We start from the raw sequence: 12,972 nt of genomic DNA, 5'->3' as shown, positions 1-12,972 counted from the left end.
GGCTCCACACGAGCGTCGGAATTTTAAAATTCCAACGCCGCGCAAGAAAGTGAAATTTTAAAATTTCAAGCTGCACGGTAGCGCTAAATTCCGCTCCCCTCGGCGCAGAATTCTATCCACTTTAAATCTCGCGAGCCGCGAATCCTGCAACTTCGTAAATTATCTACGAAATTTTAAATTTTATCCCACGCCGACATTATATATAGTCAGCACTGCATAAAATTTAGATCATTCCTGAAATTTTACAGACTTAAAATTTCAAAGTATCGCCAAATTTAAAAGGATTAAATTCTGCGCATTTTTAAAATTTCGCCAAATCTCAAACCTAAAATTCTAACGCTTTGCAAATTTCAAAAGCGCAAAATTCCGCGACTCTGCAGAATTCTAAGAGCAGCTACCGCGCCGCCTTATAAAATGTATTTCACTAGATCCTCGTCGCTTGCGATGTCTGCGAGCTTTTCGCTTACGAGCTTTTCATCCACGACGATCTTTTGCCCTTTAAACTTATCCGCTTTGAAGCTGATATCCTCAAGCACCTTTTCCATTATCGTATGTAGCCTTCTAGCGCCGATGTCTTCGACTTTTTCGTTCGTACTCGCCGCAAATTTCGCGATCGCCTTGACCCCGTCCTCGCTAAACTCTAGCTCCACGCCCTCGGTCTTTAAAAGCGCCGAGTACTGCTTAAGAAGCGAATTTTTTGGCTTCGTTAAAATTTCACACAGCGCCGCCTCGTCCAAGCTGTCAAGCTCGACGCGAAGCGGGAAGCGCCCCTGAAGTTCGGGTATGAGATCGCTCGGCTTGCTGATATGAAAGGCGCCCGCGGCGATAAAAAGGATGTGATCGGTGTCGATATTGCCGAATTTCGTGCTTACGCTACTGCCCTCCACGATCGGAAGCAGATCGCGCTGCACGCCCTCTTTGCTCGGATCCTGCCTGCCGCTATTGCCGCTTGAGACCGCCACCTTATCGATCTCATCGATAAAGATAATGCCCTCGTTTTGCGCGCGCCTAACGGCTTCGGCCTTGATGCTCTCCATATCGAGGACCTTCTCGCTAGCCTCGCTTTTAAGGGCAACTTTGGCGTCTTTTACCTTCATCTCTTTTTTACTTTTGCGCGTCGAAATTCCGATTACTTTGATGAAGCTTTCCTGCATATTCGCCATCTCGGGCGGTAAATTCGGATTTGATTCAAGCGCGTTTTCGCTCACTTCAATCTCGATACTAAGATCATCCAGATCGCCGCGCTCAAGCTTGGCTGCCATCTTTTCGTAGCTTTTTTCGTAATCTGCGACCTTCTCCTCGCTCGCTCCGCGCGGAAGCGGCGGAAGGACTTTTTCTAAAATTTTACGCTTGATGTAATCATCGATCTTGTCTTTGTTTTTTTCAAATTCCTCGCCGCGCACTAAATTTACCGACGCAGCGGCCAGATCGCGCACCATGCTCTCTACGTCGCGCCCCACGAAGCCTACTTCAGTATATTTGCTCGCCTCGACTTTGATAAAAGGAAGTCCGAACATCTTCGAAAGCCTGCGCGCGATCTCGGTCTTACCCACGCCGGTAGAGCCGATCATCAGGATGTTTTTAGGCATCACCTCATTCTTCATCTCATCTTCAAGCGCCATTCTGCGGTAGCGGTTTCGCAAAGCCACCGCTATCGTGCGTTTGGCGCTATTTTGCCCGATTATATATTCATCTAGTTTCTCTACAATCTGCTTTGGCGTCATCATCTCTTTTCGTCCCAAATTACGTATGTTTTGATGTTTTCGTTCGTGTAAATGCAAATCTCACCCGCGATTTTAAGGCTTTGCTTTACGAGCGCTTCCTCGTCTAGGCTTGCAAATTTATCCAAAGCTCGCGCTGCGCTAAGAGCGTAATTCCCGCCGCTTCCGATCGCCGCGATCTTGCCGTCATCCGGCTCTACCACGTCGCCCGTGCCGCTAAGCAGAAAGATATTTTTGCGGTCCAGCACCAGCATCATCGCTTCGAGCTTTCGCAGATACTTATCCTTGCGCCACTGCTTGCTAAATTCTATCACCGCCCTTAAAAGATCGCCCTTTGCGCCATCTAAGCACTTCTCAAACATATCAAAAAGATTAAATGCATCGGCAGTGCTGCCCGCAAAGCCCGCCAAGACGTTACCCTCTTTGCCGATCTTTCGAATTTTAGTCGCATTGCCCTTCAAGACGGTGTTTCCGAACGTAACCTGCCCGTCGCCGCCGATGACGGAGCCCTTCGCGCCTTTGTAAGCTAAAATGGTAGTCGCTTCAAACACTAGCCACCTCTATCTCAAATTTAGCGCTTATGCCGTGCTTTAGCTTGGCATTTACGTCGTAAATCCCGGTCGTTTTGATGGCTTCGGTCTCTAAAATTTTCTTATCGATTTCAATCCCTTTTTGCTCTTTTATCGCGGTTGCGATCTCATCTTTGGTCACCGAGCCGAAAAGCGCGCCGCTCTCGCCCGTCTGCTTTACGATCTTTACGCGGATCTTAGCTAGCTCCTCGGCCAGTTTTTGCAAGCTTGCGACCTCGTATTTTTCTAGCTCGGCTTGCTTTTTCTTATCCGCTTCAAATTTACGCAAAACCTCCGTCGTAGCGGCTTTGGCGTAACCTTTGCCGATTAGGAAGTTATTGCCGTAGCCATCCTTGACCTCCTTTACCTCGCCCGCCTTTCCGAGCCCCTTAACGTCTTTTATTAGTAATACTTTCATCCATTATCCTTTTAAATTTAGCTTTAAATTTACAAAATTTTATAAGCGGCGCGGGCGGATCTGAAATTTAGTGAAATTTCATGAAACCTGCCCGCAGCCGCTCGCTACTTTTTCGATAAATTTTAAAATTTCGTTTTGCGAAATCCGCCTGCGCGCCTTGCCGCTATGAGGCAAAATTTCAGCTAAAGCTTGCGTCCGTTCTTACCCGCGATGATAAATCTTAGCGCGCTTAGCTTGATAAATCCGTCGCCGTCCTTTTGATTGAAAACCTTATCCTCTTCAAACGTCACAAAATCTGTATTAAACAAGCTATCGCTCTTGCTTTCCCTGCCTAGAACGGTCACGTTGCCCTTATAAAGCTCGAGCTTAACCTTACCGTTTACGTGCTCTTGGGATTTATTTATCAGCTCCTGAAGCAGCAAGCGCTCCGGGCTGAACCAAAAGCCGTTGTAGATGAGCTCGGCGTAGCGCGGCATCAGATCGTCTTTTAGATGCGCCGCGCCGCGATCTAGCGTGATGCTCTCGATCGCGCGGTGAGCCTTTAGCATGATCGTGCCGCCCGGAGTTTCGTAGCAGCCGCGGCTCTTCATACCGACGTAGCGATTTTCTACAAGATCAAGTCTGCCGATGCCGTTTTTAGCGCCGAGCTCGTTAAGCGCTGCTAGCATCTCATGCGGCTTAAGCGCCTTGCCGTTTAGCTTTACGGGATCGCCGTGTTTATATTCGATCTCGATGATCTCGCTCTTATCAGGCGCATTTTTAGGGCTCACGGTCCATCGCCACATATCCTCCTCAGGCGCATGAGCGGGATCTTCCAGCACCAAGCCCTCGTAGGAGATATGAAGGATGTTAGCATCCATTGAATACGGCGATTTGCCCGGCTTTGAAGCGATATCAATGCCGTTTTTCTTAGCGTAAGCAAGTAGCTTCTCGCGAGAGTTCAGATCCCACAACCTCCACGGCGCAATCACCTTAATATCGGGATTTAGCGCGTATGCGCCAAGCTCGAAGCGGACTTGATCGTTGCCCTTACCGGTCGCGCCGTGGCTTACGGCGTCCGCGCCGGTTTTTTTCGCGATCTCGACTAGCTTTTTAGCGATCAGCGGGCGCGCGATCGACGTGCCCAAAAGATACTCGCCCTCATAGACGGCATTTGCACGAAACATCGGAAATACGTAATCGCGCACAAATTCCTCGCGCAGATCCTCTACGAAGATATTTTCCTTTTTGATGCCCAGTTTCACAGCTTTGTTTTTGATAGGCTCCAAATCCTCATTCTGACCGATATCTGCGGTGAAAGTCACCACATCGCAGCCGTAAGTATCGCCGAGCCACTTTAAAATAATACTAGTATCTAGTCCTCCGGAATACGCCAAAACGACCTTTTTTACATCTTTTGCCATCTCAAATCCTTTACGTAAAATTTGGCGAAATTCTACCAAAAATAGTTTAATAGTTGCTTTTAAGGCAAATGTCGCTAAACTCACGCCCATGAGAATCGATAAATTTTTAAACGCAGTAAATATCACTAAGCGGCGTGCCATCAGCGAAGATATGTGCAAAAGCGGCGTCGTAGCCGTAAACGGCGCGGTAGCAAAGCCCGCCAAAGAGCTTAAAATCGGCGACGTTATCACAATAAGCTTTTTGGATAGGAAGCAAAGCTTTAAGGTCCTAGCCTTTCCTAGCGCGAAAAATACGCCCAAAAGCGAGCAAGCAAAGTATGTCCAAGAACTTTGAACTCATCTGCGGCGAGGATGAAATTTCACGCCTCGTGCAGGCTCTGCCAAAAAGCGGCATAATCTTGCTAATAGGCGATCTTGCCAGCGGCAAAACGACTCTTGCGCGCGCGATCGTGCGGGCTCACGGGTTAGACGAGCACGTGAGCTCGCCGACATTTTCGATCATGCAAAACTACGGCAAAATTTATCATTACGACATCTATAACGGCGGCTGTGAGGGGATTTTAAAAAACGGACTATTTGAAAATTTATTTGAAGAGGGGCTTCATCTGATCGAATGGGCGGATGAAAATTTGATAAATTTACTTAAAAAATATGAGCTTGATTTTTGCGTAGTGAGGATCACGCCGCACGCGCAAGGGCGAAAATACGAGGTAAGCTATGCATAAACTGGAAGTCAGGGGTCTTAAAAAAACCATAAAAGGCACGCCGATCATTAAGGGCATCTCGCTGGAGCTTTACAACGGCGAGATCGTGGGGCTGCTGGGGCCCAATGGAGCGGGCAAAACCACGACGTTTTATATGATCTGCGGGCTGATAAGCGCTAGCGGCGGCGATATCTTGCTTAATGAGAACAGCATCGCGAAGGTTCCGCTTCACAAACGCGCTAAGCTCGGCATCGGCTACCTACCACAAGAAAGCAGCATCTTTAAGGAGCTTAGCGTTGAGGAAAATTTAATGCTTGCCGCGGAGATTACATACAAAAACAAAACGGAGGCCTCGCAAAAGGTCGATGAGATGCTAAATCTACTCAACATCGAGCCGATCAGATTGCGCAAAGGTGTGAGCCTAAGCGGCGGCGAGCGCAGGCGCTGCGAAATCGCGCGAAGCCTGATGATAACGCCGAAATTTCTACTTTTAGATGAGCCGTTTGCAGGCGTCGATCCGATCGCCGTTAGCGACATCCAAAGCATCGTGCGCGATTTAAGCGATCTTGGCATCGGCGTGCTTATCACTGATCACAACGTCCGTGAAACACTCGCGATCTGCGACCGCGCCTACGTCATCAAAGACGGCGAGCTGTTTGCCGGAGGCACCGCAAAAGAGATAGCCAGCGATCCAAATGTGCGCAAATTCTACCTCGGCGAGGATTTTAGCATCTAAGTCAGCCAGAGCGCTTTAGATTTTCAGCTCCCGCTTCGGCGCGCGCATTAATTTCTGCAATTTAAATTTTACGATTTAAAATTCAAGTGTACGGCTGCGATTAGTCGTACGCGCGACACTTGATTTAAAATTTTGCATATTAAAATTTAAAGCCACTGCCACGGCCGTACGATAGAGCGATTTGATTTTGTGCTTTAAATCTTAAAAAAACCAATTTTATCGTTCGCGCCTAATTTCTAAAGCTGGGTTTTAATTTTACGCTTTAAATTTTTAAAGTAGTTGTAGCGGCGAGGTTTGAGTCCAGCGTTTAAAATTTAGCATATTAAATTTAAAAGCACAACGTAGATTGTACGGTGCATTCTATTCAAAGTTTGAATTTCACGTATTAAATTTTTAAAGAGCATGTAGGCTCGTTTTAAAATTTTTAAATTTCAAAGGGCGTTTTGTGCACTGTAAATTTTAAATAATTTTTGCGGCAGGTTCTCTTTTCGCGACCGAAATTTACACCCGCGGTACATAAAATTTAAATCGCATTTTAATCACACTTTGTTTAAATTAAATCAAATTTTAAAGCGGAGGCGTCTTTAAACGTAACGCTTTCATCTGCGCATCAAAATCACGCCCACAATTTGCAAAAGAATATCCGCTCGTAGAATTAAATTTCAAAACGAACACAGCCGCAAATGAATTACATATGCAACGGTGCTTGAAATTACGCGCGAGATGCTGTCTAATTTCACGGCTAAATTCTGCGAGCGATGGCGTAAACCAAAGCGCACACAAACCTACTCCACTTCGGCTTCGACGCATCAAATTAAAAGCGACGCGCGAAGCAAGGCCTTCCGACCCACTAGAATTTTGCCGATCAAGCCGCCTTGTTTAATTAAAATTACACTTTTATTTGCTCTGCGGGTTTAAATTTCGCTCATCTTAAAGCTCGCTGCGAATTTTAAAATTTTAACCCGGCACTCGTCGCTTCCCTTAAAATTTTAAAATTCTTAAAATTTTGGCGAGATCAAGGAGAGATTATGAAAAAGGTTCTACTTTTGTGCGCCTTGGCGGGCGCGCTTTTTGGCCTAGAGATCGACGGATTTAGCGCACCTAGTGGTTCACTTATTACCGATGACGCTTTTTATATCGCAAATCGCGGCAGTAGTGAAGATCCACAAGAGCGCGACGGCTTCATCAGCCGCATAGTAAAAAACTCGGGTGTCGTTGAGACAAATTTTATAGACGATCTGGTAAATCCGGGCGGAATGGCGCAGATCGGCGACGTGCTCTACGTGTGTGATCTGGACGCGATCAGGGGCTTTAGCAAAGGCCAGGAGGTTTTCAATCTAAAAATCGGGGGAGCGCAGGCCTTAAACGACGTCGTGGCGCTCGGTAGCGAGGTTTTGCTCGCAAGCGATCCCGCGCGTGGGACGATCTGGCGCATCGACCTGCTCTCGCGCACCGCGGATGAGTTTGCACGCATCGATCCATCGCTAGGTAGCCCAAACGGACTTTTGGCTAAAGGCGATAAGCTTCTGATCACTACATTTGATCTTAGTGGAAAGGTCCCGGGGCGCGTGCTAAGCATGGATCTGAAATCCCGCGAAATTTCGATCTTTGCCGATATGAAGGGGGTTTTCTACGGCATAGCGCGCGGAAAAAACGGCGAAATTTTAGTTAGCGACTGGGGTGAGGATCTTTTAAGCGGTAAAATTTGGCGTATCGATGCAAACGGACAGATACGCAAAATAAACCTCGGCGCGATGCAAAGACCTGCGGACATCTCAAGCGACGGCAAGGTTTTATTAATCCCAAAATCACTGGAAAACAAAGTAGAGCTGATAAATTTGCCCTGAATAAGCCGCTTTTTTGCTCCGCCGCTTACGCGGCGGTGTCCGCTAGAGAACCGAAGCTAGTTGCTACGATGCCGAAACTAATCGCCCTTTTTCGCGCGCACTCAAGAGCCGAGTACGCCCAAAAGCCGCGCATGCCGTCTTGCGACACGCAAATGCCGAGCCTACCGCAAAATTTGCAAATCCATCCGCTCTACTTTTAAATTTCCTCGCCTTAAATTTCATCACCGCGGATATTTCGCAGGTCGAGCGGCGCTAAATTTCAGCGTGAGATTTGACGCCGAGGCGCGTTTTTACATACCGCGTCGCATCTGCGCGCGACCGAATTCTACGCGGCAGCACGATCTCTACCGCGCGCCGTATTTATAGGCTGCAAGAGCGAGCGGAGCCTATCCTTCCACGTACCGCACAGCGCGTATGTCTGTCTAGGCTGCTCGGGGTACCTGCGCGCAGAACCTTATCTCTGTACGCGCCCCTCCCACACGGCGGGGGCGTCAAGCTCTACGTATGAGTTTAAAATTTCATATGGCTCGTAGTTAAATTTATACGCCAGGCTCGGGCACTGCTCAACCGCGTAGCCCAAATAGATCCATCGTAGCCCCAGATCTTGGGCGAACTCGATCTGTTTTAAAAGCGAAAATTTACCCAGACTTAGATGCGGCAGATACGGATCGTAGTAGCAATACACCGAGCTAATGCCGTCATCCACGATATCGATGAGATCGACGCAGATAAGCCGCCCATCCTCGCCGTAGTAAGAGATTTCTTTGCCGAAGTCGCCGTGGCCCTGGACGTAAATTTCATCATATCGCTCAAAATCGATCTCTTGCAGAGGCCAGCCCTTTTTTAGATGCATGTAGTCGTGATAGAGCGCGAAAAGCTCCAAACGAGCATCGTTTAAAAGCGGGCGAGATTGCCATACATAGGCGGTCGTGCGATTATTTTTATAGACGCGGCGGTGCGATCTGCTAAATTTAAAATTTGAAGCATCGACACGCAAACTTTTACACTCCGCGCAGGCTGCGCAAACGGGCTTTTGAAAATACCTGCCGAAGCGGCGGTAGCCGTGCTGCACTAAGTTTGAATTATACTCGAAGTCGCAGTCTTTTATGTAGAGATACTCGCTGCGTGCGGCTCTGCCGCCTAGATAGGGGCAGGCAAAATCCAGCGTACAAAATGGAATTTCAGTCATTCAGCTTTTTGATATTCGCCGCGTCCACGTATTTTAAAAACTCGTCTTTGAGGCGCTTTTCGCGTGCGGCGATGCTCTCTTTGGCTGCGTCGAATTCCTCCGCGACGCCATCTAAGCCACTTTCGCTTTGCAAGCTCAAATCATCATCTTTAAAAATATCTTTAAACTCGTCGCGATTTGGATTAGGTTTTTTGGGCTTTTTGGGCGCGGAGCTTGCCGCTTTGTCCTTAAGCATATCCTTTTTTATATCTCTCAGGCTCTCTAAAAAATCCATAACTCTTTCCTAAATCCGCGCAGATTTGCGCATCGCAGCGATGATAGCGGCGATCGCTTCGTTTTTATTCGGCTGCATATCGTCGATGGTGTTTTCTAAAATTTTGTCTAAATTTTTCTCTACATAGCTCGTGTCGAAAAAGCCGAGTCGGAATTCGCGCGATTTGCTGATGCTAAGCAAAAACGGAATGATAGTGCGCACCCCCTCGATACGAAATTCCTTCAGCGCGCGCTCTAGTTTATTAACGGCCAGGTCGTAGTCGGTGGTTTTAATGATGAGCTTGGCTAGAAGCGAGTCGTAAAACGGCGGAATTTTATAACCTTTGTAGATGTGGCTATCGACGCGCACGGAAGGGCCTAGTGCTGGATAATAATCGCTGACTGTGCCGGGAACGGGGGTGAAATTTTTCCAGACGTTTTCGGAGGTGATTCTAGCCTCGATCGCGTAGCCGTGCGGCTTGATATCACTTTGCTCAAGCTCTAAAATTTCGCCGTTTGCAATGCGGATCTGGCGCACGACAAGATCGACGCCCGTAACCTCCTCGGTGATGCCGTGCTCAACCTGGATACGGGTATTCATCTCCATAAAATAGAAGTTGTTGTAGTCATCGAGTAAAAATTCCACTGTACCGACATTGGTGTAATTCACTGCCTTCGCCGCAGCGACTGCGGTCGTACCCATCGTCTTACGTAGATGCTCGCTTATCGAGGGGCACGGCGCGATCTCGATGATCTTTTGGTGACGGCGCTGGATCGAGCAGTCGCGCTCGCAGAGGTGGATGATGTTGCCGTAATTATCGCCGATGATCTGAAACTCGATGTGACGCGGTTTGACGACGAGTTTTTCCATAAAAATTTCATCGTTATTAAAAAAGGTCTTCGCTTCCCTCGTGCACGAGTCGTAGGCGCTCTGCATATCCTTCTCGTCCCACACCTCGCGGATACCGCGTCCGCCGCCGCCGCCGCTAGCTTTTAAAATCACGGGATAGCCGATCTCGCGCGCATATTTTTTGATCGTATCCATGCTCTCGTGATTTAGCTTTTCGGTGCCTGGCACGATCGGAATGCCGTTTTTGCGCATTAGGTAGCGAGCGATGTTTTTATTGCCCATTTTGCGGATAACGTCGGGTTTTGGACCGATGAAAATAATGCCCGCGTCCTCCACCTCCTTTGCAAAGTCAAAATTCTCGCTCAAAAAGCCATATCCTGGATGTATCGCATCGGCGCCGCACTCTTTAGCGACCTCGACGATCTTTTTGGCATCCAGATAGCCCTTTAGCGCGTCAGCGCTAACCTCGTAGGCCTCGTCGGCGATTTTTACGTGCAAGCAATCGACGTCCGGCTTGGTGTAGATCGCGACGCTTCCGATATGCAGATCTCTGCAGGCTCTAATGATCCTAACCGCGATCTCGCCGCGATTGGCGATAAGAATTTTACGTATCATAAATAATTGCCTCTTTTAAAGAAATACCGCGGTAATAATAGTATAAAAAATTTTATAGCAAGTTGAAATTCATAAAAGGCGGTTGAAATTCCGGATAAAATTTAAAGAAGATTTATGGTGCCCGAGGTCGGAATCGAACCGACACGAGGTCGCCCTCGCCAGATTTTGAGTCTGGTGCGTCTACCAATTTCACCACTCGGGCATTTAAAAAGTTATGATTGTATAAATTTAAAAGAGAAAAGCCCCGAAGACGGGGCTTGGAGCAAGAAAATTATTTTTTCTTCTTGCCTTTTGCAGCTGCAACAGCCTCTTTTAGCTGTTTGCCGACTTTAAATTTTACTACTTTAGTAGCAGGAGATTTGTAAGTTCTGTTTGTGCCAGGAACTTTACCCTCGCGAGCTGCACGCTCTGCGATGCCGAAAGATCCAAAGCCGATGAAGCTTATGTCATCGCCTTTTACCAAAAGCTCTTTGATAGCCTCAAGTGCAGAATCTACTACCTTAACGGTATCTTTTTTAGAAAGACCTGCCTTCTCGGCAACTACTTGGATAAAATCAGCTTTTTTCATGCTAATCCTTTAAAATAAAGTGGTTTCGGCGGTATTCTACAATAGTTTCGCAAAAAATACAATAGTTTTTTAAGAAAAAAACGCAAAAATCGGCAAAATTTAGCCGAATTTAGCCCAAATTCGTCAATTTTTCAGATTTTGCTTCTTGAAATTTCAAAATTCCGCCATACTTTTGGGGCTAATCTTTGAAATTTCGCTCGGTTTCGAAAAATTTCAAAATTTCACCCCGCCACGCCTCATTTTTATAAAATTTCGCCCAAATTTGCCGCTTTAAAATATATAAACTATATTTTGTTATAATCCGCGCAAAATTTCAAAGGTTTTTTATGACTAAAATTTTAATGATAGAGGACGATTTAGAACTCGCCGAAATTTTAAGCGAATATCTGCAACAATACGATATTGAAGTAACCGTCGCGGACGATCCGTTTTTGGGGCTTTCTAAGCTAAATTTAGAAAATTTCAACCTCGTGATTTTAGACCTCACGCTTCCTGGGATGGACGGGCTTGAGGTCTGCAAAGAGATCCGCAAAAACACCGATATACCGATCATAATCTCAAGCGCCCGCCACGATCTGACCGATAAGATCAACGCTTTTGACTTCGGCGCGGACGATTATCTGCCAAAGCCTTATAATCCGCAAGAGCTTTTAGCGCGCATCAAACGCCACATCGAGCGCTACGACATAAACTCCATCCAGCGCGCCGCCAAGCCCAAAAAAGATCTCGAAGTGGATGATTTCCGCCACGTCATCAGCTTCAAAGGACAGCCTCTGTCGCTCACCATCGCCGAATACGACGTGCTTTCGTATCTCATCAAAAAGGAAGGCGGCGCAATCACCCGCGAGGAGCTCATCTACAACTGCAGCTCCATAAGCGAGGAATCATCGAGCAAAAGCATCGACGTCATCATCGGCCGCATCCGCCTAAAGCTTGGCGAAACGTCCAAGGCGCCCAGCTACATCCATGCCATCCGCGGCGTAGGCTATAAGCTGATACAGTAAGCGGGCTTGCGCCGTCAATTTTAAAATTTAAAATGGTGAAAAGCTCGATATAGCGCAAACAAGCACAAAATGAAAGGACATAAATGATAGAGTGGATACAAAATTTTTTTAGCGGAGTGATTCCGAAGCTGCTACTAAACGCGACGCTGGAGACGCTGTATATGACCTTCGTAAGCACCGCTTTGGCGTTTATTTTGGGGCTCGTGCTCGCGATCGTGCTTATTCTTACGCGCCGCGGCGGGCTTTGCGAAAACCGCATCGTTTACGCCGTGCTGGACGTCGCGATAAATACGCTGCGAAGCTTTCCGTTTATAATTTTGCTGATCGTGCTCTTTCCGCTTACGAAGCTTCTTGTCGGCACGAGCATCGGCACCACCGCGGCGATCGTGCCGCTTACTATCGGCTCGGCGCCCTTTATCGCGCGGCTCATCGAAAGCGCGCTGCTGGAGGTTGATAGCGGCGTGATCGAGGCGGCGAAGAGCTTCGGCGCGAGCAAGACGCAGATAATCTTTCGCGTGATGTTCGTCGAGGCGCTGCCTAGCATCATCGGCGCGATTACTCTAACGCTCATCGTCATCATCGGATTTACGGCGATGGCGGGCACGGTCGGCGGCGGCGGGCTCGGCGACGTGGCGATCCGCTATGGCTTTCAGCGCTTCCGCCCCGACATAATGGCATATACAGTCGTAATCCTGATCGTGCTCGTGCAGATAATCCAAAGCATCGGAAATTTACTTTATAAAATTACGAAAAAGTAGGAGCGCTGGCGGTTGTGGCGAAATTTTTGCTTACGGAATTCCGATTGCTCTGCTTTCGCCGTAAATTTTAAATTGAAAAAATTTCGTATCGCAAAATTTTAAAGCGGAGTAGAAAGCGTAGAATTTTAAAGCGGCATAGAAGGGATAGAATTTTAAAGAAGCGTAGAATTTTATAAATTGTATTGGCGCCGCTTTCGGTAAATTTTACGCGGGCAGATATGGCGCGTTTAATTAAGATTATTATCGCATAAGAGTGAAGCTATGAAATTTATCTAGTCGTAGCATCTAAATTTAAAAAGGGGCGAGAAATCTCCCGCCCCTGAAATTTTATATAGGAT

Annotated in this window: 14 protein-coding genes and 1 tRNA gene; 6 read left to right on the top strand and 9 right to left on the bottom strand. The window is 47.4% G+C overall.

What is annotated here, in order from left to right; translation table 11 throughout:
• Positions 1–407: 407 nt before the first annotated feature.
• The 4 genes from hslU to Q0135_RS00060 form a co-directional block, all read right to left on the bottom strand.
• On the bottom strand, positions 408–1,727 hold the full coding sequence (gene hslU, locus Q0135_RS00075; RefSeq protein ID WP_297987253.1) for an HslU--HslV peptidase ATPase subunit: 1,320 nt from the start codon (positions 1,725–1,727) through the stop codon (positions 408–410).
• Positions 1,724–2,272: an ATP-dependent protease subunit HslV gene (hslV, locus tag Q0135_RS00070; RefSeq protein ID WP_297987251.1), complete on the bottom strand. Its 549-nt coding sequence runs from the start codon at positions 2,270–2,272 to the stop codon at positions 1,724–1,726. The genes hslU and hslV overlap by 4 nt, the downstream gene beginning before the upstream one ends.
• Positions 2,265–2,708, bottom strand: coding sequence for a 50S ribosomal protein L9 (gene rplI, locus Q0135_RS00065; RefSeq protein WP_297987249.1), 444 nt, complete (start codon positions 2,706–2,708; stop codon positions 2,265–2,267). Before rplI ends, hslV begins: the two co-directional genes overlap by 8 nt.
• Before the next feature lie 182 nt (positions 2,709–2,890).
• Positions 2,891–4,111, bottom strand: coding sequence for an argininosuccinate synthase (locus tag Q0135_RS00060; RefSeq protein ID WP_297880064.1), 1,221 nt, complete (start codon positions 4,109–4,111; stop codon positions 2,891–2,893).
• 88 nt (positions 4,112–4,199) lie between these two features.
• Between Q0135_RS00060 and Q0135_RS00055 the strand changes: the two genes are divergently transcribed.
• From Q0135_RS00055 to Q0135_RS00040, 4 genes are all read left to right on the top strand, one after another.
• Positions 4,200–4,445, top strand: a complete 246-nt coding sequence (locus Q0135_RS00055) for an RNA-binding S4 domain-containing protein (protein WP_297904011.1) — start codon at positions 4,200–4,202, stop codon at positions 4,443–4,445.
• Complete coding sequence (gene tsaE, locus Q0135_RS00050; RefSeq protein WP_297987247.1) at positions 4,429–4,836, top strand: tRNA (adenosine(37)-N6)-threonylcarbamoyltransferase complex ATPase subunit type 1 TsaE; 408 nt, start codon at positions 4,429–4,431, stop codon at positions 4,834–4,836. The genes Q0135_RS00055 and tsaE overlap by 17 nt, the downstream gene beginning before the upstream one ends.
• Positions 4,829–5,551, top strand: a complete 723-nt coding sequence (lptB, locus tag Q0135_RS00045) for an LPS export ABC transporter ATP-binding protein (RefSeq protein ID WP_297987246.1) — start codon at positions 4,829–4,831, stop codon at positions 5,549–5,551. Before tsaE ends, lptB begins: the two co-directional genes overlap by 8 nt.
• 1,028 nt (positions 5,552–6,579) lie before the next feature.
• On the top strand, positions 6,580–7,398 hold the full coding sequence (locus Q0135_RS00040; RefSeq protein WP_297987245.1) for an ATP-binding protein: 819 nt from the start codon (positions 6,580–6,582) through the stop codon (positions 7,396–7,398).
• A gap of 454 nt (positions 7,399–7,852) precedes the next feature.
• Here the strand turns inward: Q0135_RS00040 and Q0135_RS00035 are convergent, their stop codons facing one another.
• From Q0135_RS00035 to Q0135_RS00015, 5 genes are all read right to left on the bottom strand, one after another.
• Entirely contained in the window at positions 7,853–8,587 is a 735-nt protein-coding gene (locus tag Q0135_RS00035; RefSeq protein WP_297987243.1) for an arginyltransferase, read from the bottom strand.
• A complete protein-coding gene (locus Q0135_RS00030) occupies positions 8,580–8,861 on the bottom strand; it encodes a hypothetical protein (protein WP_297987242.1) in 282 nt (93 codons plus the stop codon). The genes Q0135_RS00035 and Q0135_RS00030 overlap by 8 nt, the downstream gene beginning before the upstream one ends.
• A 9-nt stretch (positions 8,862–8,870) precedes the next feature.
• A complete protein-coding gene (locus Q0135_RS00025) occupies positions 8,871–10,304 on the bottom strand; it encodes an acetyl-CoA carboxylase subunit A (RefSeq protein ID WP_297987241.1) in 1,434 nt (477 codons plus the stop codon).
• Between the two features lie 115 nt (positions 10,305–10,419).
• Positions 10,420–10,506: transfer RNA gene (locus Q0135_RS00020), tRNA-Leu, on the bottom strand.
• Between the two features lie 69 nt (positions 10,507–10,575).
• Positions 10,576–10,872 carry an HU family DNA-binding protein gene (locus Q0135_RS00015; protein ID WP_177389243.1) on the bottom strand — a complete coding sequence of 99 codons (297 nt, stop codon included), beginning with the start codon at positions 10,870–10,872 and terminating at the stop codon, positions 10,576–10,578.
• Positions 10,873–11,198: 326 nt separating this feature from the next.
• Here Q0135_RS00015 and Q0135_RS00010 point away from each other — a divergent pair, with 326 nt between their 5' ends.
• Together Q0135_RS00010 and Q0135_RS00005 are read left to right on the top strand one after the other, a co-directional pair.
• On the top strand, positions 11,199–11,876 hold the full coding sequence (locus tag Q0135_RS00010) for a response regulator transcription factor (RefSeq protein WP_297987240.1): 678 nt from the start codon (positions 11,199–11,201) through the stop codon (positions 11,874–11,876).
• Between the two features lie 83 nt (positions 11,877–11,959).
• The gene (locus Q0135_RS00005; protein ID WP_297902078.1) at positions 11,960–12,634 is read left to right on the top strand and encodes a methionine ABC transporter permease; all 675 of its coding nucleotides are present in this window, start codon (positions 11,960–11,962) and stop codon (positions 12,632–12,634) included.
• The last annotated feature ends 338 nt before the right edge of the window (positions 12,635–12,972 follow it).

Origin of the sequence: uncultured Campylobacter sp. (assembly GCF_937981295.1) — a bacterium.
Classification (GTDB): domain Bacteria; phylum Campylobacterota; class Campylobacteria; order Campylobacterales; family Campylobacteraceae; genus Campylobacter_B.
The sequence above is the reverse complement of the archived record's forward strand: the minus strand, read 5'-3'. Positions and strand labels throughout refer to the sequence as shown.

Bases quoted from the DNA above. Each gene is read 5' to 3' on its own strand.
- hslU (WP_297987253.1), bottom strand. From the start codon at position 1,727: ATGATGACGCCAAAGCAGATTGTAGAGAAACTAGATGAATATATAATC.
- rplI (WP_297987249.1), bottom strand. From the start codon at position 2,708: ATGAAAGTATTACTAATAAAAGACGTTAAGGGGCTCGGAAAGGCGGGC.
- Q0135_RS00060 (WP_297880064.1), bottom strand. From the start codon at position 4,111: ATGGCAAAAGATGTAAAAAAGGTCGTTTTGGCGTATTCCGGAGGACTA.
- Q0135_RS00055 (WP_297904011.1), top strand. From the start codon at position 4,200: ATGAGAATCGATAAATTTTTAAACGCAGTAAATATCACTAAGCGGCGT.
- tsaE (WP_297987247.1), top strand. From the start codon at position 4,429: ATGTCCAAGAACTTTGAACTCATCTGCGGCGAGGATGAAATTTCACGC.
- lptB (WP_297987246.1), top strand. From the start codon at position 4,829: ATGCATAAACTGGAAGTCAGGGGTCTTAAAAAAACCATAAAAGGCACG.
- Q0135_RS00040 (WP_297987245.1), top strand. From the start codon at position 6,580: ATGAAAAAGGTTCTACTTTTGTGCGCCTTGGCGGGCGCGCTTTTTGGC.
- Q0135_RS00035 (WP_297987243.1), bottom strand. From the start codon at position 8,587: ATGACTGAAATTCCATTTTGTACGCTGGATTTTGCCTGCCCCTATCTA.
- Q0135_RS00030 (WP_297987242.1), bottom strand. From the start codon at position 8,861: ATGGATTTTTTAGAGAGCCTGAGAGATATAAAAAAGGATATGCTTAAG.
- Q0135_RS00025 (WP_297987241.1), bottom strand. From the start codon at position 10,304: ATGATACGTAAAATTCTTATCGCCAATCGCGGCGAGATCGCGGTTAGG.
- Q0135_RS00015 (WP_177389243.1), bottom strand. From the start codon at position 10,872: ATGAAAAAAGCTGATTTTATCCAAGTAGTTGCCGAGAAGGCAGGTCTT.
- Q0135_RS00010 (WP_297987240.1), top strand. From the start codon at position 11,199: ATGACTAAAATTTTAATGATAGAGGACGATTTAGAACTCGCCGAAATT.
- Q0135_RS00005 (WP_297902078.1), top strand. From the start codon at position 11,960: ATGATAGAGTGGATACAAAATTTTTTTAGCGGAGTGATTCCGAAGCTG.